The sequence below is a fragment of the Vogesella alkaliphila genome (assembly GCF_014652475.1).
Lineage (GTDB): Bacteria > Pseudomonadota > Gammaproteobacteria > Burkholderiales > Chromobacteriaceae > Vogesella > Vogesella alkaliphila.
The window spans coordinates 470,127-492,716 of sequence record NZ_BMYW01000001.1 but is presented as its reverse complement, the minus strand read 5'-3'; the positions used below and the strand labels follow the sequence as shown (position 1 = coordinate 492,716).

The window sequence follows — 22,590 nt, the reverse complement described above, 5'->3', positions numbered from 1 at the left end:
CCAACCTCAGGCAAGTCTGATTAATCACCAATGCTCATCAGGCTGGCATTACCGCCCGCGGCTGTGGTGTTTACGCTCACTGCACGCTCCACGACCAGGCGGTGCAGGTTGTAGCCGTCCTCATCCGCGATCAGCAGCGGAATCAGCGCACCGTCGCGCTGGGCCAGGGTCTGGCGCAGACGGTCGGCGGCATCGCCCTCGTACAGCACGGCGGTCACGTCGGCGGTGGCGACATCGCCGCCCTTGGCCACGAAGAAGCCGGCCAGCGTCGCCGGCAAGGCCGCGGTCAGCGCGCCGTCCAGCAGCACCGCGCTGTTGCCGGTGGCAAAGACCGCCACCAGTTGCTGCAGCAGGCCTTCCAGCGTCTGCGCGAGGCAGCCGACGCGGCCGCGTGCGGCGAAGTGCAGGCTGTTGCGCTCGCCGGTCGGGCCGGGCAGCGTCACCATATTCGCCAGCGGCGTGTGGCGACGGGCGTAGGCGATGGCTTCGCGCAAGCGGGTCTGGGCGGTCGCATCCGGCAGCAACTGCGCCAGCACGCTCTGCAGGCGGTCCAGCTCGGACAGCGCCGGCACCACCGGGTTGGCCGCCAGTTCAGGATTCCAGCTGGCGCCGCTGAGGCGGTAGACGTAGAACGGGCCGCCGGCCTTCGGACCGGTACCGGACTTGCCTTCGCCACCGAACGGCTGCACACCGACCACGGCGCCGACGATGTTGCGGTTGACGTAGACGTTGCCGACCTTGATGCGGGCGACGATGTTGTCGATGGACTCGTCGATACGGCTGTGGATGCCGTGGGTCAGGCCGTAGCCGGTGGCATTGATCTCATCCACCACGCGGTCGATATCCTGCGCGGCGAAGCGGATCACGTGCAGCACCGGGCCGAACACCTCGCGCTGCAGCAGGCTGACGCTGTCGATCTCGAACAGGGTCGGCGCCACGTAGGTACCGTCGGCACACTCCGGCGTCAGCCGCGCCTGGTAGCAGTCGCGCGCCTTGGTTTTCATGCTGTCGATGTGACGCAGCAGCCCCTGCTGCGCCTCGGCGTCGATCACCGGGCCGATGTCGGTTTCCAGCAGCGCCGGGTTGCCGACACGCAGCTCGTCCATCGCGCCCTTGATCATGGTGATGACCTTGTCGGCGATGTCCTGCTGCAGGTACAGCACACGCAGTGCCGAGCAGCGCTGGCCGGCGGAGTCGAAGGCGGACGACATCACGTCGGCCACCACCTGCTCCGGCAGCGCCGAGCTGTCGACGATCATCGCGTTCTGGCCGCCGGTTTCGGCTACCAGCGGCACTTCGCCGCTGCGCTTGGCCAGGGTACGGTTGATCAGCTGCGCCACCTCGGTGGAACCGGTGAAGATCACGCCCTTGACGCGCTCGTCGCGGGTCAGCGCGGCGCCGACCACTTCGCCACGGCCCGGCAGGAACTGCAGCGCACCGGCCGGCACGCCGGCCTGATGCAGCAGCTGTACGGCAAAGCCGGCGATCAGCGCGGTCTGCTCGGCCGGCTTGGCCAGCACCACGTTGCCGGCGGCCAGCGAGGCCACCACCTCGCCGATGAAGATCGCCAGCGGGAAGTTCCACGGGCTGATGCACACCACCGGGCCCAGTGCCGGGTGGGTCTGGTTGTCGAATTCGCGACGCACCTGTGCCGCGTAGTAACGGCAGAAGTCGACCGCCTCGCGCACCTCGGCGATGGCGTTGGCAAAGGTCTTGCCCGCCTCGCGCACGGCCAGCCCCATCAGGGTGGCCATGTGCTGTTCCATCAGGTCGGCCATGCGTTCCAGGCAGGCGGCACGCTCTGCCGGCGCGGTGGCGGCCCATTGCGGCGCGGCGAGTACCGCCTGCTGCAAGGCCAGCTCGACATCGGCGGCACTGGCTTCCTGGATGGTGCCGACCACGTCCTGCAGGTTGGCCGGGTTCAGCACGTTCTGCGCCACGCCTTCGCTCAACGGGCCTGCGGCCAACATCGGCTTCAGGTGCAGGCTCTGCGCGGCACCGGCATTCAGCGCGTCGTTCAACTGCTGCAGCACATGCTCGTTGGACAGGTCCATGCCCAGCGAGTTGAGGCGTTCGGCACCGTACAGGGTACGCGGCAGCGCGATCTTGCGATGCGGCTCGCCGCCCTGGCGCAGCGCTTCGGCGACCGGGTCTTCCACCAGATCGTCGATGGACACGCTCTCGTCAACGATGCGGTTCACGAACGAGGAGTTGGCGCCGTTTTCCAGCAGGCGGCGCACCAGATAGGCGAGCAGGGTTTCGTGCGAGCCGACCGGCGCGTAGATGCGGCACGGCTTGTCGAGGTTGTCGGCACCGACCACCTGGTCGTACAGGCTCTCGCCCATGCCGTGCAGGCACTGGAATTCGTAGTCCTTGCCGGCGGCAAGGTGGTACACCGCGGACAGGGTGTAGGCGTTGTGCGAGGCGAACTGCGGGTAGATCGCATCCTGTGCCGCCAGCAGGCGCTTGGCGCAGGCGAGGTAGGACACGTCGGTGTAGACCTTGCGGGTGTACACCGGGTAGCCGTCGAGGCCGTCGACCTGGGCGCGCTTGATCTCGGCGTCCCAGTAGGCGCCCTTCACCAGCCGCACCATGAAGCGGTGCTTGCTGCGACGGGCGAGGTCGATCAGGTAGTCGATCACGTACGGGCAGCGCTTCTGGTAGGCCTGCACCACGATGCCGATGCCCTCGAAACCGGCCAGATCCGGATCATTGGCCAGCGCCTCGATCAGGTCGAGCGAGATTTCCAGACGATCGGCTTCTTCGGCGTCGATATTGAGGCCGATGTCGTACTGCTTGGCCAGCAGGAACAGCTGTTTCAGACGCGGCAGCAGCTCCGCCATCATGCGTTCGTGCTTCATGCGCGCGTAACGCGGGTGGATCGCCGACAGCTTCACCGAGATGCCGGGGCCCTGGTAAATGCCGCGGCCGTTGGATTCCTTGCCGATGGCGTGGATGGCGACTTCGTAGTCACGCAGGTAGCGCTGTGCGTCGGCCTCGGTCATCGCCGCCTCGCCCAGCATGTCGTAGCTGAAGCGGTAGCCACGGGCTTCGCGCTCGCGGCCGTTGGCCAGCGCCTCGTCGATGGTTTCGCCGGTCACGAACTGCTTGCCCAGCATGCGCATCGCCAGATCGACCCCCTTGCGGATCAGCGGCTCGCCGCCCTTGGCAATCAGGCGGGTCAGGGCCGAAGACAGGCCGTGCGCACTGTGCGACGACACCAGCTTGCCGGTGACCAGCAGGCCCCAGGCGGCGGCGTTGACGAACAGCGAGGAACTGTTGCCCAAGTGGGACTTCCAGTCGCCGCCGGAAATCTTGTCGCGGATCAGGCGATCGGCGGTGGCCCGGTCCGGGATGCGTAGCAGCGCTTCGGCCAGGCACATCAGCGCCACGCCTTCCTGGCTGGAGAGGGAGAACTCGTGCATCAGCGCGTCGACACCACTGGATTTGGTGCGCTCGCTGCGCACTTTCGAAACCAGTTTGGCGGCCAGCGTCTTGACCGAGCTCACCTGCTCGGGCGACATCTGCGCCTCGGCGGTCAGTGTCTTGACACAAGCCTGCTCGTCACGGCGATAGGCTGCCGTAATGGCGTCACGGAGTGCGGTTTGTTTGCGCGCGAATGCCTGAAACTGCATGAGAACTCACCTCTATCGATTTTATTTGCCAACTTGCCTATTGTATACAATCTAAAATTAACTTGTTGGACAATATAAAATATAACGCAAGAAGGTTTACGCCTGCGATCGAAACGCAACAAAAATATAGACCACCGTTCCGCGACCGCAACAGCAACGCAACCCCACCTTTCCCGCCCTTGCGCCTTCACGGCGACCTCCACGCCCCACCACCCGCCCGGAAAGCCATCAGGAACAGCGCCTGCCGCGATGTCACCCCACCACTCGGCCGCCCGCCCGACCTCGCCCGCACCGGTTTCGGCCCGCGCCTGGCACCGAAGCGCCAGGCCGGCCTCGTCCGCCGCCGCCAAAACTGCGACAATCACGATCCCGCATTTACACCGCAAAACCGTCATGGTCCTGTCGCCCTACCTGCTGTCACCGCTGCTGCTGATCCTGTCCAACATCTTCATGACCTTCGCCTGGTACGCGCACTTGCGCGACATGGCCGCCAAGCCGTGGTATCTGGCGGCCTTCCTCAGCTGGGGCATCGCGTTGTGCGAATACCTGCTCCAGGTACCAGCCAACCGCATCGGTTTCAGCGTGATGAGCGTGGCACAGCTGAAAATCATCCAGGAGGTGATCTCGCTGTCGGTATTCGTGCCGTTTGCCATCTTCTATATGAACCAGCCGTTCAAGTGGGACTTTGTCTGGGCCGGCCTGTGCATGGTCGGCGCGGTCTACTTCATGTTCCGCGGCTGACGCGTATCCGTCGCTTGCGNGGGTTGCCCGCAAGCTCCCGACCCTTAACCAGCCGAGGCTGCATGTCCTTCACCCTGCAACACGCGGTCCATAGCGAGATCGAGATCAAGAAAAGCCGCTTCCTCGGCTGTGTCGAGCCGATGGCGGACCGCGAAAGCGCACTGGCGCGCATCGCGGCGCTGAAAGCGGCACATCCGGCGGCGGCGCACGTGTGCTGGGCACTGATGGCCGGCGGCCACTCCGCGGCCAACGACGACGGCGAACCGTCCGGCACCGCCGGCCGGCCGATGCTGGAAGTGCTGCGCCACCAGCAACTGGAAGGCGTGCTGGCCAGCGTGGTGCGCTACTACGGCGGCGTGAAGCTCGGCGCCGGCGGCCTGGTACGCGCCTACACCGACAGCGTCGCCAGCGCGCTGGAACAGGCGGTGCGCCTGCCGCTGATCCGCCAGCGCCAGCTGCGGTGTCTCGTCCCCTACCCGCTGGAAGGCAGGCTGCGCCGTCTGTTGCAGGCGGCGGACGCGCAATTACTGACGGTGGAGCACGGCACGGCGGTGCTGTTCAGCTTCAGCCTTGCCGAAACGCAGTGCGCGGCGCTGGTCGCCAGCCTCAACGAGGCCTGTCACGGCCAGCTACAGTGGCCGGACAGCGACCGATAAAGAAAAGGCCCGCAGCAGCGGGCCAAATTGCGACAGGATTGCAGGGACTATCAGCGAAACAGGATGCAACGACGCCAGCTTAGCCCCGCAAGGTTAATGTTCCGTGACAACCGCTGACGGCGCATTGTGCGCGACGGCCCGCTGGCCACGGGCGTAGATCATTTCCAGCAGCTTGCTGCGCGAGGCGATGTGGTGATCCAGGTGCCACTCGCGGATCAGCTGCAGCGCGGTATCGAAATACGGCTCGCCCAGATCATGCAACGGCTGCAACTGGAACGGTTTGCCGGTCTGCAGGCTGTACGCCAGCTGCAGCAGGATTTCGACCTGGGCCGTGTCCTGCCCGGACTGCAGGTAATGCCGGATTTTCTTTGCTGCGTTCATCTTGCTCCTCGCCACCGCCATGACCGTCCGCGCCAGCCGTGCCGACGCAACATGAACCGTCATTTATCCTGAACGAATAGCACATCAATATGAAACAAAGTGCCAGCACTTGCAACCGTGGCGCACGCATCTATCGATAAAACAGCAACGCACGCTTACGGGCGGCCAAGTACACTGAGTATTGTCCACCACCCATCGAGGGAGACACCGATGCCCAAATATCTGCTCCCGCTGCTGCTACTGACAGCCCTGCTCAGTGGCTGCGCCAGCCTGTCGCGGCCACAGCCGGAAGTGCAGCTGGCCGACATCCAGCCCACCGACAAGGCCACGCTGTTCGAGCAGGAGTTCGAGGTCACGCTGCGCATCAGCAACCCGGACCGGCAGCCGCTGAGTGCGCAGGGGCTGCGCTTCAGTGTCAGCCTGGACGGCGACAGCTTTGCCCGCGGCACCACCAGCCAGCCGTTCAGCATCCCGGCGCTGGGCAACGATACCGTCAAGGTACTGCTGCATACCTCGCTCTCCGGCTGGCTGAAACAGCTGGGCAAGCTGGCGGGCGGCAAGACGGCGCTCACCTACCAGATCGACGGCACCCTGTTCGGCGTCGGCGCGCTGGGCGACATGCCGTTCCGCAGCAAGGGCGACTGGCAGCTGCCGGGGCCGTAGCGCAAACGCGAAAAAGCCAGCTGCAAGCAGCTGGCTTTTTCAATACTGGCGGAGAGGGGGGGATTCGAACCCCCGTTAGGGTATTACCCTAAACACGCTTTCCAGGCGTGCGACTTAAACCACTCATCCACCTCTCCGTGAGGTGTACTGCAATATCGTGCCGCGCTAGCGACACAATGGAAATCTGGCGGAGAGGGGGGGATTCGAACCCCCGTTAGGGTATTACCCTAAACACGCTTTCCAGGCGTGCGACTTAAACCACTCATCCACCTCTCCAGATGGCTTTGCCGCCGGCGTTTCCGCTCAAGCAACAGAGGAGGCGCATTGTATAAGCGAGTCGGCCGTTGCGCAAGTTTTTTATGCGGTGCGGGCGAGACAACGCTAAAATCGGCCGATCGATTCTCTACTGGTGGTTCTCCCGATGCGCATTGCACTTGCCCAGTTCAACCCGGTTGTCGGCGACATTGCCGGCAACACCCGCAAAATCCTCGAGCTGGCCAGGACGGCCATGGCGCAGGGTGCCGACGTGCTGGTCACGCCGGAGCTGGCGCTGACCGGCTACAGCCCGGAAGACCTGCTGCTGCGCGACCACTTCTACCGCGCCATCTACGCCGGCCTCGACGAACTGGAAATGCTGGACGGCATCACGCTGGTGATCGGCCACCCTGCCCGCCTCGGCAATGAGCGCTTCAACGCCGCCACCGTGCTGCGCGACGGCAACAGATTGGGCCAGTACCACAAGATGCTGCTGCCCAATAACGAAGTGTTCGACGAGTGCCGCTACTTCACCCCCGGTGCCGCGCCACTGGTGTTCGAGCAGAACGGTGTCAAGGTCGGCATCATCATCTGCGAGGACGGCTGGTCCGTGGAGCCGGCCGCCGAAGCCGCCGATGCCGGCGCCGAGGTGATCGTGTCGCTGAACGCGTCGCCGTTCCACCGCAACAAGATCGCCACCCGTCACGAGGTGATGCGCTACCGGGTGCAGGAGACCGGCCTGCCGATGGCCTACGTCAACCTCACCGGCGGCCAGGACGAATTGGTGTTCGACGGCGCCTCGTTCGCGCTGAACAAGGCCGGCGAAGTGGTGGCGCAGGCCGCCGCCTACGACGACGAACTGCTGCTGCTCGATATCGTCGACGGCGACATCGTTGCGGCCAACCTTGCCGCGCTGCCGGACGAACTGGAAAGCGCGTACCGCGCGCTGGTGGTCGGCGTGCGTGACTACATCGGCAAGAACGGCTTCCCCGGCGTGCTGCTGGGCCTGTCCGGCGGCATCGACTCCGCGCTGACGCTGGCCATCGCGGTCGACGCGCTGGGCGCCGACAAGGTGCACGCGGTGATGATGCCGTCACGCTACACCGCCGACATCAGCGTCGACGACAGCCGCGACATGGTGCAGCGCGTCGGCGTGAAATACGACGAGATCGAGATCTGGCCGATGTACGAAAGCTTCATGAGCGCGCTGGCGCCGTCGTTTGCCGGCCTCCCCGCCGACACCACCGAGGAAAACCTGCAGGCGCGCATCCGCGGCACGCTGCTGATGGCGCTGTCCAACAAGTCCGGCAAGCTGGTGCTGACCACCGGCAACAAGTCGGAGATGACCACCGGCTACTGCACGCTGTACGGCGACATGGCCGGCGGCTTCGCGGTGCTGAAGGACGTGGCCAAGACGCTGGTGTTCGCGCTGTGCCGCTGGCGCAACACCCAGGGCGAGATCATCCCCGAGCGCATCATCACCCGGCCGCCGTCGGCGGAACTTCGCCCGGACCAGAAAGACCAAGACAGTCTGCCGCCGTACGACGTGCTGGACGCGATCATGGAACGCTACGTCGAGCACAACCAGTCCGCCGCCGACATCGTCAAGGCCGGCTATGCCGAGGCCGACGTCAACCGCGTGGTGCGCCTGCTGAAGATCAACGAGTACAAGCGCCGCCAGGCGCCGGTCGGCCCGCGCATCACCCATCGCGGCTTCGGCAAGGACTGGCGCTACCCGATTACCAACCGCTTCAGCTGAACGCGGCCCCCGCGGGCGGGTCATAGCCACAGGGAAACCGCCCGCGCCAGTTTAAGGAAACGCATGAAACAAGCCCTACTCGGCCTGCTGCTGGCCGCCACGCTGCCGGTGCACGCCGCTGCACTGCCACAGTTCAAGGCCTTTATCGCCGGCACCAGGACCCTGGCCGCCGACTTCACCCAGACGGTGAGCGGCAAGCAGCGCCAGGAAACCGCGCACGGCACCATGCAGATCCAGCGCCCCGGCAAGCTGCGCTGGACCTACGCCCAGCCGTTCGAGCAGCTGATCGTCGGCGACGGCAAGACGCTGTGGCTGTACGACAAGGAACTGGCCCAGGTCACCCGCCGCGACCAGACCGGCGCGCTGGGCAATTCGCCGGCGGCGCTGCTGGCCGGCAGCAACGCCATCGAGCGCGACTACCAGCTGCGCGAAGTCGGCAAGACCGGCAAGGTGGAATGGCTGGCCGCCAGCCCGAAGAAGACCGACAACACGTTTGAGTCGATCAAGATGGGCTTCACCGCCAACCAGCTGGTGGAAATGGAACTGGCCGACAGCTTCGGCAACATCACCCGCATCCAGTTCAAGAACCTGCAGCGCAACGTCAAGGTCAACCCGGCGCAGTTCCGCTTTAGCCCGCCCGCCGGCGTCGACGTGGTCGGCGAGTAAGACAGCAAGCGCAAAAAGCCAGCCCCGCGGGGCTGGCTTTTTTGCGTCTGCGGCCAACGTTGGCCGCAACGGTGCCGATTACAGCAGCGGCGTCGCCGACAGCAGCAGCCCGTCCTCGTCGACATACAGCCAGTGGCCGGGCACGAACTCCACCGCACCGAAGGCCAGCACCAGATCGCGCTGCCCTTCGTTGCGCTTCACCGATTTTTTCGGCGTGGTGTCCAGCGCACGCACACCGATGTCCAGCGCGTTGATGGCGACCGAATCGCGGATGCAGCCGTAGATCACCACGCCCTCCCAGCCGTTCTTCACCGCCAGCTCGGCGATCTGGTCGCCCAGCAACGCGCAGCGCCTGGAGCCGCCGCCATCGACCACCAGGATCCTGCCCTGCCCCGGCTCGGCCAGCACCTCGCGCACGCGGGTATTGTCCTCGTACACCTTCAGCGTCACCACCTGGCCGGCAAAGCGGGCGCGGCCGCCGTAGGCGCGGAACATCGGCTCCACCACCGCCACGCGGCCCTCGTTGGCGTCGTAGAGGTCGGTTGTCAGAAAACTCATCATTTCTCCTTTTCTCGCTTGTGTTCAGACAATAAAAAGCCGCCTCTGCGGGCGGCTTGGTTCGAACGGATCACGACGGCAATCAGGCCGGCTGTACCGGCGTCAGCGACGCCAGCTCGGTCATCTGGTTGCGCTCGTCGACGAACACCAGCTTCGGCGTGTGATTGGCCAGCTCGCTGTCTTCGTAGGCGGCGAACGAGGCGATGATCAGCAGATCGCCGGGCGCGGCGCGACGCGCGGCGGAGCCGTTGACCGAGATCACGCCGGAGCCGCGCTCGGCACGAATGGCGTAGGTGGCAAAACGCTCGCCGTTGGTCACGTTCCAGATCTGCACCTCTTCGTATTCCTTGATGTCGGCCGCTTCCAGCAGGTTTTCATCGATGGCGCAGGAGCCGATGTAGTGCAGTTCGGCGTGGGTGGTGGTGACGCGGTGAAGCTTGGATTTCAGCATGGAACGCTGCATGGTTCGGTCTTCCTGTTGTTGCTTGCGGCGCGGATCAGCGCGCCACTTCGATATTGTCGATCAGCCGGGTACGGCCCAGACGCGCCGCCGCCAGCACCACCAGCCGCGCCTCGCCGACGTGGGCGATCTCCAGCGTGTCGGCCTGGCGGATCTCGACGTAGTCCACGCGCCAGCCGTGGCCGTTCAGCTCGTCGCAGGCGGCCTTCTCCAGCGCCGCATAGTTGCTGTCGCCGGCCTGCAGCGCCGCGCGGATGGCGGACAGCTGGCGGTACAGCCGTGGCGCCTCGGCACGCTCTTCGGCGCTGAGGTAGCCGTTGCGCGACGACAGCGCCAGGCCGTCGTCGGCACGGCCGGTATCGACCGGCACGATCTCGATCGGCATGTTGAGGTCGTCGACCATGGCCCGGATCACGTGCAGCTGCTGGAAGTCCTTCTTGCCGAAGCAGGCGACGTCCGGCTGCACGATGTTGAACAGCTTGGCGACCACGGTGGCCACGCCGCGGAAGTGGCCGGGACGGAAGGCGCCGCACAGCTCGTTCTGAATATGCGGCGGCTCGACGTTGAAGTCCTGCTTGATGCGTGGATACAGCTCGCGCTCGTCCGGGAAGAACAGCACCGCGACGCCGGCGGCACGCAGCTTGTCACCGTCGGCCTCGAAGGTGCGCGGGTAGGCGTCGAAATCCTCGCCCTGGCCGAACTGCAGGCGGTTGACGAAGATGCTGACCACCACCTGTTCCGCCTGCTGTCGCGCGGCGGCAACCAGCGCCAGATGGCCTTCGTGCAGATTGCCCATGGTCGGGATGAAGGCGACACGGCCCGCGGTTTTGCGCCAAGCACGCAGCTCGGCGATGCTACGGATGATTTGCATGCTGACCTCAGAAACAGTGTTCAGGCGCCGGGAAGGAACCATCCTTCACCGCGCTGATATAGCCGGCAACCGCACCCTGGATGCTTTGCGCCTCGGCCATGAAATTCTTCACGAAACGGGCTTTCTTGCCCGGGTACACGCCGAGCACGTCGTACAGCACCAGCACCTGGCCGGAGACATCGCGGCCGGCGCCGATACCGATGGTCGGCACGCCGCACTCCTGGCTGATGCGTGCGGCCAACGTTGCCGGTACGCACTCCATCAGCACCAGCGTGGCACCGGCTTCGGCCAGCACGCGGGCGTCGTCCAGCAGGCGCTCGGCATCGCTCTCGCTCTTGCCCTGTACCTTGTAACCGCCAAAGGTGTTCACGAACTGCGGGGTGAGGCCGATGTGCGCGCACACCGGCACGCCGCGCTGCACCAGGAAACGCACGGTTTCCGCCATGAAGGCGCCGCCTTCGATCTTGACCATGTGCGCGCCGGCCTGCATCAGGCGCGCGGCATTGGCAAACGCCTGGGCCGGGCTTTCCTGGTAGCTGCCGAACGGCATGTCGGCCAGCACCATGGCGCGCTTGGCGCCGCGTGCCACGCAACGGGTGTGATACTCCATTTCCGGCATGGACACCGGCAGGGTCGAGTCCTCACCCTGCATCACCATGCCCAGCGAATCCCCCACCAGCAGGATATCGACCCCGGCTTCGTCCAGCAGGGTGGCGAAGCTCGCGTCGTAGCAGGTCAGCATGCCGATCTTCTGACCCTCGGCGGCCATGGCCTGCAAAGTATTAACGGTTATTTTCATATTCTGTCTTTCCTCGTTGCGTGCAGCTGCGACCGGGGTGCGGGTGACCACCCGGATGCGCAGGGATGGCCGCGGCGCGGAGCTGATGGCTCCGCCTTCCGGCCTGGCAGGGTTCAGATACCCTTGTTGAAGTAACTGCGTTGGCCTCGCATCTCGCTGATGCAGCGCAACAATAGCCCGAAATCATCATCACCTTCAACCAAATCAAGATGATCGGTATTGACGATCAGCAGCGGCGCGCCCTCGTAGGCGTGGAAAAACGTGCTGTAGGCAGCGTGTACGCGCTGGACATAGCCTGTCGGCAGCGGAGACATCGCACCGCTGGCCACCGCCTGCTCCAGCCGCTGCTGCACCGTTTCCGGCGACGCCTGCAGATAGATCACCAGGTCCGGCACCGGGTGCGCGCGCAACACCGCCGGCGCGATACGGCGGTACAGCGCCAGCTCGTCGTCTTCCAGCGTCAGCTCGGCGAACAGCGCGTCCTTCTCGAACAGGAAGTCGGCCACCAGCGGTGCCGCCAGCAAGTCGCCGTTGAGCATGTCATGGGCGGCATCGGCACGCTGCAGCAGGAAGGACAGCTGAGTAGCGAGGCCGTGATGCGGGGGATTGCGGTAGAAACGTTCGAGAAACGGATTCTGCTCCGCGGCTTCCGTCAGCAGGCGCACCGCCCAGTGCTCCGCCAGCCGGCGCGCCAGGGCGGCCTTGCCGGAAGCGATGGGGCCTTCCACCACGACATAGCGCAGTTGCGTCATCAAGGTACTCCTCGGAGGGGCAGCCGCTGCTGCCGGGGTTAGTGACTGCGCGGCAGGCGGCTGACACCGCTGCCGTCGAGCGCGGCCGCGATGTCGCCGACCCGGCCCTGCGGCAACTGCCGCTCGGGGGCCATTTCCGCCAGCGGCAGCATCACGAAGGCGCGTTCGTGCATGCGCGGGTGCGGCAGCGTCAAAAACTCGCTGTCGCGCGTGACGCCGTCCATCAGCAGCAGGTCGAGATCCAGCACCCGCGGCGCGTTGCGGAAGCTGCGCACGCGGCCGAAGTCCTGCTCCAGTTGCAGCAGTTGCGCCAGCAGCGCTTCGGCGTCCAGTTCGGTGTCCACCTCGCACACCGCGTTGATGAAGTCGGGTTGCTCGGCGTAGCCGACCGGCGCGGTGCGGTAGCAGGCGGAACGGCGCACCAGGCGCGTACCTGGCAATGCGGCCAACCTTTGCAGCGCCGCTTCCACCTGGTGCACCGGATTTTCCAGATTGCTGCCCAGCGCAATCACCGCGAGGGTCACGCCGGCTCCCCGCCACCGGCGGCGGCAGCAGGCTTGCGACGGCGACGGCGCTTCTTGCGTTCCGGGTTGGCGGCTTCGCCACCGCTGTTGCGCGCGTCGTCGACCAGCTGCTGGCGCTCGGCGGTATCGCCGTTCTGGAAGTCTTCCCACCACTGCTGCAGCTCGCGCGGCACCTCGCCGGCATCGGCGCGCAGGCAGAAGAAGTCATAGGCGGCGCGGAAGCGCGGCTGCTCGACGAAGCGGAACGGGCGCTGCCCGGCACGGCTCTCGAAGCGTGGCTGCAGGAACCAGATCTCGCGCATGGTGGCGGAGAAGCGCTTCGGAATGGCAAAGTCGTTGTCCTGCAGCGTTTCCACCTCCGCCATCGCCTCGACCAGTGCCGCGATGTCGCGCTCGCCCTGCTGCAGGCGCTGCTGCCAGCGGTTGCGCACCTGCGCCCACAGCATCGCCGCCAGCATGAAGCCAACCGACACCGGCTTGTCGGCGCGCACGCGCTCGTCGGTATTGGCCAGCGCGTTCTTGAGGAAGGTTTCGCCGCCCGGCTCGTCCATCACCGCGTCCAGCAGCGGGAAGGTGCCGCGCGACAGGCCTTCGTCGCGCAGCATCTTCAGGCAGGCGTAGGCGTGGCCGGAGTGCAGCAGCTTCAGCAGCTCGTCGAACAGGCGCGCCGGCGGCTCGTTGCGCAGCAGCGCAGCGTTGGCCGCAATCGGCTTGCGGGTATGCTCGTCGATGGTGAAATCCAGCTTGGCGGCCAGACGGACCGCACGCAGCATGCGTACCGGGTCTTCCTGGTAGCGGCGCGCCGGCTGGCCGATCATCACCAGCTTCCGCGCGCGCAGGTCCTTCACGCCGTGGTGATAGTCGATGATGGTTTCGTCGGTTGGGTTGTAAAACAACGCATTGACGGTGAAGTCGCGACGCAGCGCGTCCTCGATCTGGTTGCCGTAGGTGTTGTCCGCCATCACGCGACCGGTTTCGTTCTTGTTGGCGACTTCGCCGCCGCGGAAGGTGGTCACCTCGATGGTTTCCGGACCCATCATCACGTGCACGATGCGGAAGCGGCGGCCGATGATGCGCGAGCGGCGGAACAGGTGGTGCACCTGCTCCGGCGTGGCATTGGTGGCCACGTCGAAATCCTTGGGCGTGACGCCCAGCAGCAGGTCCCGCACAGCACCACCGACGACAAAGGCGGAGAAACCGGCGTCCTGCAGCCGCGAGACCACGCGCAGCGCGGCATGGCTGAGTGCGTCACGGCGTACGCCGTGCTGGGCCAGGGCAAGCACACGCGGCTTGCTCTTGTTGCCGGCCAGGCTGGCAGGCAAGTCGAAGATTCGACTGATGAGTTTACGGATCATCGGGGCTACACAGAAAAAGAAAAAAAGGACACAAAGTCCGCGTTCAGGCGGCGGATTATAGCGCGATTCGCAAAACTGGCTCCAGCGGCCTGCCAATACCGCCGGCGGCCGCACGCCGCAGCGGCTTGACAAGCGCCGCCGCCTTGCCGTAACGTTGCCCCTGCGCCGATTTGATATCAGCTTGCGGGCGCGTTACAAATGCCAGCTAAAGCGTCAGATCAAGCGATCCGCTGCAGCCACTGGCCAGCGGATTTTTTGTTTTCTGCTGCCGCAAAGCCGTACCCCGCGTGAAAACGCATGGCGCCGAGTTAATCGACAACTTGCAGGGCGCCGTTAAACCAACTCTGCTAAAGCGTCGCTCGGGTAGTCCGGGCGACCGACAAGGAAGACCGAGACCATGTACGACTGCGAACAAGACCGTTACACCGAGTTTGCCACCTCCCCTGCCCGTTCCACCCCGGCGCTACGCGGCGAGCTGCGCGCCATCCACCTCGGCGACCCTGCCGGCGCCCGCCAGCTGACCACGCTGCTGGCCTGGGCCAGCGAACGCGGCCTGGCCGCCAGCCTGCAACAGGGCAAGCTGCTGCTGCAGGATGTCGATGTCGACCAGGCGCTGCAGATCAACCGCCTGTTCGGCAACGCGCTGATCATCAGCTGCCACCTGCGCCGCCCCGGCGCCGCCTGAGCCCGCTGCGCGACGCGGGCGCCGCGCACCCGATCCGGCTATAATCGGCGGTTTGCTCCCGAGCTGGATTCACATGCTGTTTCACCTTGACCGGGCCGGCTGGCCGCGCCTCCGCGAAGAAACCCGCACCCTGAGCCATCTGGCGCTGCCGATGATGGTGGCGCAGATCGCCCAGGTCGCGACCGGTTTTGTCGACACGGTGATGGCGGGCCGCGTCAGCACCGACGACCTGGCAGCGGTGTCGCTGGGCGCCAGCATCTTCGTCACCGCCTATGTCACGCTGATGGGTGTCGTCAGCGCGCTGAACCCCATCCTGTCGCACCAGTTCGGCGCCGGCGAGACCCGCGGCATCGGCGAAACCGCACGCCAGGGCCTGTGGTTCGGGCTGCTGCTCGGCTGCCTCGGCGCGCTGCTGATGCTGGCGATCCAGCCGCTGCTACGCCAGTGGCTGAGCCTGCCGGACACGGTGGAAGACAAGGTGATGCTCTACATCGACGGCGCCGCCTTCGGCATGCCGGCGGCGATGATGCACCGTGCGCTGCACGCCTTTGCCTCCAGCCTCAACCGCCCGCGCCCGATCATGGTGGTGAGCCTGATCGCGCTGCTGCTGAACATTCCGCTCAACTACATGCTGATCCACGGCCTGTTCGGCCTGCCGCAACTGGGCGGCGCCGGCTGCGGCTGGGCCACCGGCGTGGTGATGTGGTTCAACGCCATCACCCTGTTCGTCTACCTCGCCCGCAACCGGGCGCTGGCCGGCTACGGCCTGACGCAGCAATTCAGCTGGCCACAATGGTCGCGCTTTCCGGCGATGCTGAGGCTGGGGCTGCCAATCGGGCTGTCGTTCTTCGTCGAGGTCAGCCTGTTTTCCTTCATTGCGCTGCTGATCGCGCAACTGGGCACCCTGGTGGTGGCCAGCCACCAGGCGGTACTGAACTTCTCCAGCCTGATCTACATGATCCCGCAGAGCATCGCCACCGCGCTGACCATCCGCGTCGGCCAGAGCATCGGTAGCGGCGACTACCAGCAGGCGCGGCTGATCAGCGGCCTCGGCATTGCCCTCAGCATCGCCGCCGCGCTGCTGACCATGCTGCTGGTGCTGCTGTTCCGCCACCAGATCATCGCCATGTACAGCCAGGATCCGGCGGTAGTGGCGCTGGGCAGCACGCTGATGCTGTTCGCCGCCTTTTACCAGCTGACCGACGCGATGCAGACGGTCGCCTCCGGCGCACTGCGCGGCTACAAGATCACCACCCTGCCGATGGTGATCCATATCGTGTCGTTCTGGGGCCTCGGCCTCGGGCTGGGCATGGTGCTGGGGCTGACCGACTGGCTACTGCCGCGCCTCGGCGTGCACGGCTTCTGGGCGGCACTGGTGGTCAGCCTCAGCGTGGCGGGGCTGACCCTGGTCGGCTACCTTTCCCATATCAGCAGGCAGCGCCTGCATCGTCAAACCTTGTGAGGCCCGCTTCGTGACCATCACCTTCCAGCAGCACGTTTCGCTGCAAGCGTTCAACACCTTCGGCATTGCCGCCAGCGCCCGCCGCTACACCGAGCTGCAGCAACTGGACCAGCTGCCGGCCCTGCTGGCCGAGCTGGACGGCCCGGTGCTGTGGCTGGGCGGCGGCAGCAACCTGCTGCTGCGCGAAGACTACCCCGGCACCGTGGTGCGCATCCTGCTCAAAGGCATCCGCCTGCTGGCCGACGACGGCGACAGCGTGATCGTCGAGGCCGCCGCCGGCGAAAACTGGCACGACTTCGTCTGCCACACCCTGCAGCAGGGCTGGTGCGGGCTGGAAAACCTCAGCCTGATCCCCGGCACCGTCGGCGCCAGCCCGATCCAGAACATCGGCGCCTACGGCGTGGAAGTGAAGGACTGCATCACGGAAGTGGTGTGCGCCGACCTGCAGCATGGCGGCGCACCGGTGACGCTGGCCAATGCCGACTGCCACTTTGCCTACCGCGACAGCGTGTTCAAGCAGCACGCCGGCCGCTATCTGGTGACCGCGGTACGCTTCCGCCTGTCGCGTCACGTGCTCAGCAAGACCGGCTACGGCGACATCGCGCAGCAACTGCAGGCGATGGGCATCAGCGGCACGCCGACCGCGCAGGACGTCAGCCGCGCGGTGATCGCCATCCGCCAGAGCAAGCTGCCGGACCCGGCGCAGCTGGGCAACGCCGGCAGCTTCTTCAAGAACCCGATCGTCGACAGCGAGCAGGCCGCCGCGCTGCTGGCGCGCTTCCCGGCGCTGCCGCACTACCCGGCCGGCGAAGGCAAGGTGAAGCTGGCGGCCGGCTGGCTGATCGACCAGGCCGGACTGAAGGGCTACCGCGACGGCGACGCCGGCGTGCACGCCAGGCAGGCGCTGGTGCTGGTCAACTACGGCCACGCCAGCGGCCGGCAGATCGCCGCGCTGGCGGCCAAGGTGCAGGACACGGTGCTGGCGCGCTACGGCGTGGCGCTGGAAGCCGAACCGGTCATGCTGTAAAGGAACAGCCAGGCACCAATGCCATGCGGCCAACCTTGCCCAAGGTTGGCCGCATGGCGTTTGGGCAACGGCGTCACAGCAAATGCGCCGCCGCCAGGAACAGGTACACCACCGCGCCAAAGCCCGCCGTCCAGCACAGCGAGCGCGGCGTGGCCCAGTCCGCGACATAGCACACGCCGTAGCCGAGGCGCGCCACGATGAACACCGCGGCCGCCGCATCCAGCTGCTGCGGCGTCACCATCATCAGGTAGGCGACGATGACGGAGGCGGCAAACGGCGCGAACGCCTCCCAGGAATTCTGCTGCGCCCACTGCGCGCGCTGGCGCCAACCGTGCAGGCCGGCGAGATAAAGCCGCGGCTGGTGATTGTCGAAACCCGGCCCGCTTTTGGCCAGCACCGCCCACAGCAGCGGCATCGCCGCGGCCAGCAGGATGGCCCAGAACGCAAACTGCATCACACTCTCCTTTCAGTCAGCGCGCCAGATAGCGCGCGTCATCGAAACTGCGTACCCACTGCGGCCGGTACACCACCATGATCGACAGCACCAGCCCGCTGGTAAACGCCTCCGACCACGACAGCAGGAAATAGAACGGCAGCGCGTTGTCCAGCAGGTAGGGCCAGTCGTACACCCCCAGCAACCACAGCAGCGCCATGCCGCTGGCGGCGGCGACAACGAGGCTCAGCCCGCCGGCGAGAAAGGCGTTGACGAAGACATAGACGAACAGGTGCGCCGGCAGATAACGCTGCGCCAGGCGCAGCGCCAGTGCGGTCACCGCTACCGCCGGCAACAGCGTGACGCAGAAATTCAGCCCCAGCGCCAGCCAGTCGAGCTGCCCCGCCGCCACCTGCAACAGCAGCACCAGCGCCAGTGCCAGCAGCGCCAGCGCCGGCCCCATCAGCAGGGTGAAGATCGCCGCGCCCAGCAGGTGAAACGACAGCCCCGGCTGCAGGCCGGCCTTGACCAGCCACATCGCGGCCAGCAGCACGCAGGCCGCCGACCAGGCGCTGACCGCGCCGTGCGGCAGCGTACGCCACGGCACCCGCCACGCCGCCAGCGACAGCAGCAGCAACATCAGGCCGGTGGCGGCCCACAACAGCGGCGGGGAAAAAAGCGTCTCGGGAAAATTCATCGGCGGATCAGGACGGGCGACAGAACTGCATCATAGCAGAGCGCCCCACCGCCACGCCAAAGCGGGGTAAAATCGCGCTCTTTGCCCCGGACCCAGACCATCATGCCGACCTTGCCCGCCCAGCACCTGATCGCCCACTCCGTCAGTCTTGCCCTAGCCGAAGACATCGGCGACAAGGACTGGACCGCCGCCCTGTGCCCGAACCTGCCGGGCGAGGCGCGCATCGTGGCGCGCGAAACGGCGGTGCTGTGCGGCCAGGCGTGGCTGGACGAGTGCTATCGCCAGATCGACGCGCGCTGCAAGGTGCAATGGCACGTCGCCGAAGGTGCCGGCGTCGCCAGCGGCGACGTGGTGTGCACCATCAGCGGCCCGGCGCAGGCGCTGCTCACCGCCGAGCGCAGCGGCCTGAACTTCCTGCAGACGCTGTCCGGCGTCGCCACCGAAACGCGCCGCTACGTCGATGCCGTCGCCGGCACCCGTGCCGTGATCCACGACACCCGCAAGACGGTGCCCGGCCTGCGCCTGGCGCAGAAGTACGCCGTCACCGTCGGCGGTGGCGCCAACCAGCGCGTCGGCCTCTACGATGGCATCCTGATCAAGGAAAACCACATCATCGCCAACGGCAGCATCACCGCAGCGCTCAAAGCCGCGCGCGCCATCGCCCCGCCGCACGTGACGCTGCAGGTGGAAGTGGAAAACCTGGCCGAGCTGGACGAGGCACTGGCCGCCGCCTGCCCGCTGATCCTGCTCGACAACATGTCGCTGGACGAGATGCGCGAAGCCGTGCGCCGCAATGCCGGCCGTGCCCAGCTGGAAGCCTCCGGCGGCGTCGACCTGGACAGCGTGCGCGCCATCGCCGAGACCGGGGTCGACCGCATTTCCGTCGGCAAGCTGACCAAGGACGTGCGCGCCATCGACTTCTCGATGCGCTTCGTCAACTAGGCACTGGCGCCATACGCCACAATGACAAAAGGTTGGCCGCAGGCAGTGATGCTTGCGGCCAACCTTTTGTCTTGTTGCGGTACTTGATTACGGATGAATGAAGCCGTCCTCGCGGCATCCGTCCCGGCAGCGCCGGCTGTTAGCCTGCTGCCACGGCAGCAGCTAGCCCGCCGGCTTGTCGCGCACCTCGTAGCCCTTGGCCAGCAGCGCCTTGCGCCACTCGCCCAGCGCGATCGCCACCAGCGCCGGCTGGCCGCTGAAGCCAAACTCGATGTGCATCTGCGGGATGGCGTCGGTGCCGAAGTTGGGCAGACTGGAGAAGCGCAGCGTCGGGTAACGCGCTACGAATTCCTGCATCAGCGTGATCAGGTCGCCCTCGCGCGCATCGATGGCGATGCAGCCCTGCTCCACGTCCGGATGATCGGAAAACAGGGCGCGGTACTGCGTGTCCAGCACCCACGCCACCATCGGCCACGCCATATTCGGGAAGCCCGGCACGAAGTGCACGTCACCACAGGAAAAGCCCGGCATCTGGTTGACCGGATTGGGGATCAGCCGTGCGCTGGCCGGCAGCGTGCCCATGTTGATGCGGTGCGGATAGGCGTCGGCGCCAAAGCGGCCCTCGATCAACACCTTGGCCTCGGGATGCACCTGCAGCGGCTCATCCAGCGCACGTGCGGCGCAGGCGCGGGTATGGTCGTCCGGCGTGGCGCCGATGCCGCCGAAGCTGAACACCAGATCGCCGCTGGCGAAGGCGCGCCGCAGCGCCGCCTCGATGCGCGCCGGATCGTCGCCCAGATACTCGACCCAGGCCAGTTTCATGCCGCGTTCCGCCAGCAGGCGGATCAGCGCCGGCATGTGCTTGTCCTGGCGTTTGCCGGATAACAGTTCGTCTCCGATGATCAGCGCGCCGGTATTCATGTCGTCAATCCTGTGATGAGGGAACGCAAGTGATAATACAGCAGCCCCAGCCATTCGCGCTCCGCCTGATACACCTCCTGCATCGCGCGCCCGCTCGGCAGCCAGTGCTGCAGCCAGATGCCGTCATAACGACTATAGCCGGTCGGCGCCGCCACTACCTGCAAGCCGGCGGCACGGAACGACACCAACGCGCGCGGCATGTGCCAGGCCTGCGTCACCAGCGTGATGCGGCCAACCTTGGCCCCGCGCAGCAACGCGGCAGACAGGCGCGCGTTGTCGGCGGTGGTTTCCGCGGCGGCTTCCACCCAGCGCGCGGTGATGCCGTAATCCTGCTGCAGCACGCGCGCCATCACCACCGCCTCGGCCTCGCCGCCGTTGGGTGCGCCGCCGGTCAGCAGCAACGGCAGACCGCTGGCCCGCGCCAGATGGGCGCCATAGCGCAAGCGCGCCAGGCTGTCGCCGGACGGCACGTTGGCCGCATACTCCGGTGCCGGCCGCTGGCCGCCGCCGAGCACCACAATGGCGCCGGTGGTCCGCACCTGCGCCAGCGTGGCCGGCGCAGACGATTCCAGCGCACCGTTAAGCCGCATCGCCAGCCACGGCGTCGCCTGCAGATAGCTCAAGAACAGCGCCAGCAGCAACAGCAAGCGACCAGCCGCCGGCGCCCGTCGCTGCCAGTAGAGGCCGGCCAGCAACAGCAGCAGCCCGTTGAGCGGCGGAAAAAACAAAGCCCCGAGTGCCTGGCGGAGCAGGACATCGGGGCTGAGGGTGTCAAGCATGGTTATTGTTCTCGCGACACGGCGGGCAATGCCGCCTTTGGCAAGCGCACACGGGGCGACCGGCTGGCCGCACCCGTGGCCGGGCGGAATTAACCGCCGAGGTAGGCGTTACGCACGCGCTCGTCGTCCAGCAGTTCCTTCGCCGGGCCGCTCATGCTGATCTTGCCGCTTTCCATCACGTAGCCGCGCTGCGATACCTGCAGCGCCAGCTTGGCGTTCTGCTCCACCAGCAGCATGGTCACGCCCTCGGCGGCCACCATCTGGATGATCTCGAAGATCTTTTCCACGATCAGCGGCGCCAGGCCCATCGACGGCTCGTCCAGCAACAGCAGCTTCGGCTGCGAGATGATCGCGCGTGCCATCGCCACCATCTGCTGCTCGCCACCGGACAGGGTGCCGGCCAGCTGCTTCTGGCGCTCCTTCAGGCGCGGGAACAGCTCGTAGCCGCGCTCGATGTCGCGCTGGATGCCGTCCTTGTCGTTGCGATGGAAACCGCCCATTTGCAGGTTTTCTTCCACCGTCAGCTTGCCGAAGATGCCGCGGCCTTCCGGCACCATCACCAGACCGTTACGCACGAAATCGTGGGTGGCGATACTGGTGGTGTCCTTGCCGTCGAAGTTGATGCTGCCGCCGGCGATCTTGACCATGCCGACCAGGGTTTTCAGCGTGGTGGTCTTGCCGGCGCCGTTGGCACCGATCAGGGTCACCAGCTCGCCCTTGTTGATGTGGAAGTCGATGCCCTTGACGGCCTGAATGCCACCGTAGGAAACCTGCAGGTTCTTGACGTCTAGAATGCTCATTCGTGTGCCACTCCCAGATAAGCCTCGATCACTTTCGGATCTTTACGTACCACTTCGGGCACACCTTCCGCAATTTTCTTGCCATAGTCGAGCACGGCGATGCGATCGCACAGGCCCATCATCAGCTTCACGTCGTGCTCGATCAGCAGCACGGTGACGCCACCGTCGCGGATCTTCTCCATCAACGCCTTCAGCGATTCGGTCTCGCTCGGGTTCATGCCGGCGGCCGGTTCGTCCAGTGCCAGCAGCTTCGGCTCGGTGGCCAGCGCACGGGCGATTTCCAGACGACGCTGGTGACCGTAGGACAGGTTCTTGGCACGCTCGTAGGCGACATCCTCGATGCCGACGTAGCGCAGCAGTTCCCAGGCCTTGGCCTCGATCGCGGCTTCCTCGTCGCGGGTGGCCTTGTTGCGCAGCACCGCACCCAGCGCATTGGCTTTGGAGCGGATGTGACGGCCGACCATCACGTTTTCCAGCGCCGTCATCTCGTGGAACAGACGGATGTTCTGGAAGGTACGGGCGATACCACTCTTCACCACCACGTGCGGTGGCGCGCGGAACAGATCGTTGCCGTCAAAGGTGAAGCTGCCTTCGTCCGGGGTGTACAGGCCGGTCAGCACGTTGAACATGGTGGTCTTGCCGGCGCCGTTAGGACCGATCAGGCCGTAAATCTCGCCCTTGTTGATGTGCAGGCTGACATTACTCAGTGCGTGAAGGCCGCCAAAGCGCTTGTTGATGCCTTCGATTTTCAGCAAAACTTCGGACATGG

At 65.9% G+C, this 22,590-nt stretch carries 24 protein-coding genes and 2 tRNA genes; 9 read left to right on the top strand and 17 right to left on the bottom strand.

The window, feature by feature from the left end; translation table 11 throughout:
- Positions 1-20: 20 nt before the first annotated feature.
- The gene (gene putA, locus IE100_RS02325) at positions 21-3,635 is read right to left on the bottom strand and encodes a trifunctional transcriptional regulator/proline dehydrogenase/L-glutamate gamma-semialdehyde dehydrogenase (RefSeq protein ID WP_189372535.1); all 3,615 of its coding nucleotides are present in this window, start codon (positions 3,633-3,635) and stop codon (positions 21-23) included.
- A gap of 393 nt (positions 3,636-4,028) precedes the next feature.
- On the opposite strand from putA, the gene IE100_RS02320 reads away from it, so the two are divergent.
- Complete coding sequence (locus IE100_RS02320; RefSeq protein ID WP_189372534.1) at positions 4,029-4,376, top strand: DMT family protein; 348 nt, start codon at positions 4,029-4,031, stop codon at positions 4,374-4,376.
- Positions 4,377-4,438: 62 nt separating this feature from the next.
- Entirely contained in the window at positions 4,439-5,032 is a 594-nt protein-coding gene (locus tag IE100_RS02315) for an IMPACT family protein (protein WP_189372533.1), read from the top strand.
- A gap of 93 nt (positions 5,033-5,125) precedes the next feature.
- Here IE100_RS02315 and IE100_RS02310 read toward each other — a convergent pair whose 3' ends face one another.
- Positions 5,126-5,476, bottom strand: a complete 351-nt coding sequence (locus IE100_RS02310; RefSeq protein ID WP_189372532.1) for a hypothetical protein — start codon at positions 5,474-5,476, stop codon at positions 5,126-5,128.
- A 147-nt stretch (positions 5,477-5,623) separates the two neighbouring features.
- Between IE100_RS02310 and IE100_RS02305 the strand changes: the two genes are divergently transcribed.
- The gene (locus tag IE100_RS02305; protein ID WP_189372531.1) at positions 5,624-6,076 is read left to right on the top strand and encodes an LEA/WHy family protein; all 453 of its coding nucleotides are present in this window, start codon (positions 5,624-5,626) and stop codon (positions 6,074-6,076) included.
- Positions 6,077-6,122: 46 nt separating this feature from the next.
- Here IE100_RS02305 and IE100_RS02300 read toward each other — a convergent pair.
- Together IE100_RS02300 and IE100_RS02295 are read right to left on the bottom strand one after the other, a co-directional pair.
- Positions 6,123-6,213: transfer RNA gene (locus IE100_RS02300), tRNA-Ser, on the bottom strand.
- Between the two features lie 48 nt (positions 6,214-6,261).
- Positions 6,262-6,352: transfer RNA gene (locus tag IE100_RS02295), tRNA-Ser, on the bottom strand.
- A gap of 145 nt (positions 6,353-6,497) precedes the next feature.
- Here IE100_RS02295 and IE100_RS02290 point away from each other — a divergent pair.
- Together IE100_RS02290 and lolA are read left to right on the top strand one after the other, a co-directional pair.
- Positions 6,498-8,090 (top strand): NAD+ synthase, encoded by a 1,593-nt coding sequence (locus IE100_RS02290; RefSeq protein ID WP_189372530.1) that lies wholly within the window; start codon positions 6,498-6,500, stop codon positions 8,088-8,090.
- A 63-nt stretch (positions 8,091-8,153) separates the two neighbouring features.
- Positions 8,154-8,756, top strand: a complete 603-nt coding sequence (gene lolA / locus IE100_RS02285) for an outer membrane lipoprotein periplasmic chaperone LolA (protein WP_189372529.1) — start codon at positions 8,154-8,156, stop codon at positions 8,754-8,756.
- A 78-nt stretch (positions 8,757-8,834) separates the two neighbouring features.
- Here lolA and rraA read toward each other — a convergent pair whose 3' ends face one another.
- The 7 genes from rraA to pcnB all read right to left on the bottom strand — a co-directional run bounded on the left by rraA (position 8,835) and on the right by pcnB (position 14,075).
- Positions 8,835-9,314, bottom strand: coding sequence for a ribonuclease E activity regulator RraA (gene rraA / locus IE100_RS02280; protein ID WP_189372528.1), 480 nt, complete (start codon positions 9,312-9,314; stop codon positions 8,835-8,837).
- Positions 9,315-9,396: 82 nt separating this feature from the next.
- Positions 9,397-9,777 (bottom strand): aspartate 1-decarboxylase, encoded by a 381-nt coding sequence (gene panD, locus IE100_RS02275; protein ID WP_120811143.1) that lies wholly within the window; start codon positions 9,775-9,777, stop codon positions 9,397-9,399.
- Positions 9,778-9,811: 34 nt separating this feature from the next.
- The gene (panC, locus tag IE100_RS02270; RefSeq protein ID WP_189372527.1) at positions 9,812-10,645 is read right to left on the bottom strand and encodes a pantoate--beta-alanine ligase; all 834 of its coding nucleotides are present in this window, start codon (positions 10,643-10,645) and stop codon (positions 9,812-9,814) included.
- A gap of 7 nt (positions 10,646-10,652) precedes the next feature.
- Entirely contained in the window at positions 10,653-11,444 is a 792-nt protein-coding gene (panB, locus tag IE100_RS02265; protein ID WP_189372526.1) for a 3-methyl-2-oxobutanoate hydroxymethyltransferase, read from the bottom strand.
- 113 nt (positions 11,445-11,557) lie between these two features.
- Positions 11,558-12,196 (bottom strand): deoxynucleoside kinase, encoded by a 639-nt coding sequence (locus tag IE100_RS02260; RefSeq protein ID WP_189372525.1) that lies wholly within the window; start codon positions 12,194-12,196, stop codon positions 11,558-11,560.
- 38 nt (positions 12,197-12,234) lie between these two features.
- Positions 12,235-12,720 (bottom strand): 2-amino-4-hydroxy-6-hydroxymethyldihydropteridine diphosphokinase, encoded by a 486-nt coding sequence (folK, locus tag IE100_RS02255; protein ID WP_189372524.1) that lies wholly within the window; start codon positions 12,718-12,720, stop codon positions 12,235-12,237.
- Positions 12,717-14,075: a polynucleotide adenylyltransferase PcnB gene (gene pcnB, locus IE100_RS02250; RefSeq protein ID WP_189372523.1), complete on the bottom strand. Its 1,359-nt coding sequence runs from the start codon at positions 14,073-14,075 to the stop codon at positions 12,717-12,719. Before pcnB ends, folK begins: the two co-directional genes overlap by 4 nt.
- Before the next feature lie 397 nt (positions 14,076-14,472).
- On the opposite strand from pcnB, the gene IE100_RS02245 reads away from it, so the two are divergent.
- The 3 genes from IE100_RS02245 to murB all read left to right on the top strand — a co-directional run bounded on the left by IE100_RS02245 (position 14,473) and on the right by murB (position 17,249).
- On the top strand, positions 14,473-14,760 hold the full coding sequence (locus tag IE100_RS02245) for a hypothetical protein (RefSeq protein WP_189372522.1): 288 nt from the start codon (positions 14,473-14,475) through the stop codon (positions 14,758-14,760).
- Between the two features lie 73 nt (positions 14,761-14,833).
- The gene (locus IE100_RS02240; protein WP_189372521.1) at positions 14,834-16,222 is read left to right on the top strand and encodes an MATE family efflux transporter; all 1,389 of its coding nucleotides are present in this window, start codon (positions 14,834-14,836) and stop codon (positions 16,220-16,222) included.
- Positions 16,223-16,238: 16 nt separating this feature from the next.
- Positions 16,239-17,249, top strand: coding sequence for a UDP-N-acetylmuramate dehydrogenase (gene murB, locus IE100_RS02235; RefSeq protein ID WP_229800200.1), 1,011 nt, complete (start codon positions 16,239-16,241; stop codon positions 17,247-17,249).
- 73 nt (positions 17,250-17,322) lie between these two features.
- Here the strand turns inward: murB and IE100_RS02230 are convergent, their stop codons facing one another.
- Both IE100_RS02230 and IE100_RS02225 read right to left on the bottom strand, forming a co-directional pair.
- Positions 17,323-17,703, bottom strand: a complete 381-nt coding sequence (locus IE100_RS02230; protein WP_189372519.1) for an MAPEG family protein — start codon at positions 17,701-17,703, stop codon at positions 17,323-17,325.
- A gap of 16 nt (positions 17,704-17,719) precedes the next feature.
- Positions 17,720-18,379 carry an energy-coupling factor ABC transporter permease gene (locus IE100_RS02225; RefSeq protein ID WP_189372518.1) on the bottom strand — a complete coding sequence of 220 codons (660 nt, stop codon included), beginning with the start codon at positions 18,377-18,379 and terminating at the stop codon, positions 17,720-17,722.
- A gap of 102 nt (positions 18,380-18,481) precedes the next feature.
- Here IE100_RS02225 and nadC point away from each other — a divergent pair, with 102 nt between their 5' ends.
- The gene (gene nadC, locus IE100_RS02220; RefSeq protein ID WP_189372517.1) at positions 18,482-19,321 is read left to right on the top strand and encodes a carboxylating nicotinate-nucleotide diphosphorylase; all 840 of its coding nucleotides are present in this window, start codon (positions 18,482-18,484) and stop codon (positions 19,319-19,321) included.
- Positions 19,322-19,483: 162 nt separating this feature from the next.
- Here nadC and IE100_RS02215 read toward each other — a convergent pair whose 3' ends face one another.
- From IE100_RS02215 to IE100_RS02200, 4 genes are all read right to left on the bottom strand, one after another.
- A complete protein-coding gene (locus IE100_RS02215; RefSeq protein ID WP_189372516.1) occupies positions 19,484-20,242 on the bottom strand; it encodes a competence/damage-inducible protein A in 759 nt (252 codons plus the stop codon).
- On the bottom strand, positions 20,239-21,021 hold the full coding sequence (locus IE100_RS02210) for a YdcF family protein (RefSeq protein WP_189372515.1): 783 nt from the start codon (positions 21,019-21,021) through the stop codon (positions 20,239-20,241). Before IE100_RS02210 ends, IE100_RS02215 begins: the two co-directional genes overlap by 4 nt.
- Positions 21,022-21,110: 89 nt before the next feature.
- Positions 21,111-21,821 carry an ABC transporter ATP-binding protein gene (locus tag IE100_RS02205; protein WP_047967104.1) on the bottom strand — a complete coding sequence of 237 codons (711 nt, stop codon included), beginning with the start codon at positions 21,819-21,821 and terminating at the stop codon, positions 21,111-21,113.
- On the bottom strand, positions 21,818-22,588 hold the full coding sequence (locus IE100_RS02200; RefSeq protein WP_189372514.1) for an ABC transporter ATP-binding protein: 771 nt from the start codon (positions 22,586-22,588) through the stop codon (positions 21,818-21,820). The genes IE100_RS02205 and IE100_RS02200 overlap by 4 nt, the downstream gene beginning before the upstream one ends.
- Between the last annotated feature and the right edge of the window lie 2 nt (positions 22,589-22,590).

Bases quoted from the DNA above. Each gene is read 5' to 3' on its own strand.
- IE100_RS02310 (WP_189372532.1), bottom strand. From the start codon at position 5,476: ATGACGGTTCATGTTGCGTCGGCACGGCTGGCGCGGACGGTCATGGCG.
- panC (WP_189372527.1), bottom strand. From the start codon at position 10,645: ATGCAAATCATCCGTAGCATCGCCGAGCTGCGTGCTTGGCGCAAAACC.
- IE100_RS02200 (WP_189372514.1), bottom strand. From the start codon at position 22,588: ATGTCCGAAGTTTTGCTGAAAATCGAAGGCATCAACAAGCGCTTTGGC.
- IE100_RS02215 (WP_189372516.1), bottom strand. From the start codon at position 20,242: ATGAATACCGGCGCGCTGATCATCGGAGACGAACTGTTATCCGGCAAA.
- IE100_RS02230 (WP_189372519.1), bottom strand. From the start codon at position 17,703: ATGCAGTTTGCGTTCTGGGCCATCCTGCTGGCCGCGGCGATGCCGCTG.
- IE100_RS02240 (WP_189372521.1), top strand. From the start codon at position 14,834: ATGCTGTTTCACCTTGACCGGGCCGGCTGGCCGCGCCTCCGCGAAGAA.
- panD (WP_120811143.1), bottom strand. From the start codon at position 9,777: ATGCAGCGTTCCATGCTGAAATCCAAGCTTCACCGCGTCACCACCACC.
- panB (WP_189372526.1), bottom strand. From the start codon at position 11,444: ATGAAAATAACCGTTAATACTTTGCAGGCCATGGCCGCCGAGGGTCAG.
- IE100_RS02290 (WP_189372530.1), top strand. From the start codon at position 6,498: ATGCGCATTGCACTTGCCCAGTTCAACCCGGTTGTCGGCGACATTGCC.
- rraA (WP_189372528.1), bottom strand. From the start codon at position 9,314: ATGAGTTTTCTGACAACCGACCTCTACGACGCCAACGAGGGCCGCGTG.
- IE100_RS02205 (WP_047967104.1), bottom strand. From the start codon at position 21,821: ATGAGCATTCTAGACGTCAAGAACCTGCAGGTTTCCTACGGTGGCATT.
- IE100_RS02320 (WP_189372534.1), top strand. From the start codon at position 4,029: ATGGTCCTGTCGCCCTACCTGCTGTCACCGCTGCTGCTGATCCTGTCC.
- IE100_RS02305 (WP_189372531.1), top strand. From the start codon at position 5,624: ATGCCCAAATATCTGCTCCCGCTGCTGCTACTGACAGCCCTGCTCAGT.
- IE100_RS02260 (WP_189372525.1), bottom strand. From the start codon at position 12,196: ATGACGCAACTGCGCTATGTCGTGGTGGAAGGCCCCATCGCTTCCGGC.
- nadC (WP_189372517.1), top strand. From the start codon at position 18,482: ATGCCGACCTTGCCCGCCCAGCACCTGATCGCCCACTCCGTCAGTCTT.
- putA (WP_189372535.1), bottom strand. From the start codon at position 3,635: ATGCAGTTTCAGGCATTCGCGCGCAAACAAACCGCACTCCGTGACGCC.
- IE100_RS02225 (WP_189372518.1), bottom strand. From the start codon at position 18,379: ATGAATTTTCCCGAGACGCTTTTTTCCCCGCCGCTGTTGTGGGCCGCC.
- IE100_RS02315 (WP_189372533.1), top strand. From the start codon at position 4,439: ATGTCCTTCACCCTGCAACACGCGGTCCATAGCGAGATCGAGATCAAG.
- pcnB (WP_189372523.1), bottom strand. From the start codon at position 14,075: ATGATCCGTAAACTCATCAGTCGAATCTTCGACTTGCCTGCCAGCCTG.
- lolA (WP_189372529.1), top strand. From the start codon at position 8,154: ATGAAACAAGCCCTACTCGGCCTGCTGCTGGCCGCCACGCTGCCGGTG.
- IE100_RS02245 (WP_189372522.1), top strand. From the start codon at position 14,473: ATGTACGACTGCGAACAAGACCGTTACACCGAGTTTGCCACCTCCCCT.
- IE100_RS02210 (WP_189372515.1), bottom strand. From the start codon at position 21,021: ATGCTTGACACCCTCAGCCCCGATGTCCTGCTCCGCCAGGCACTCGGG.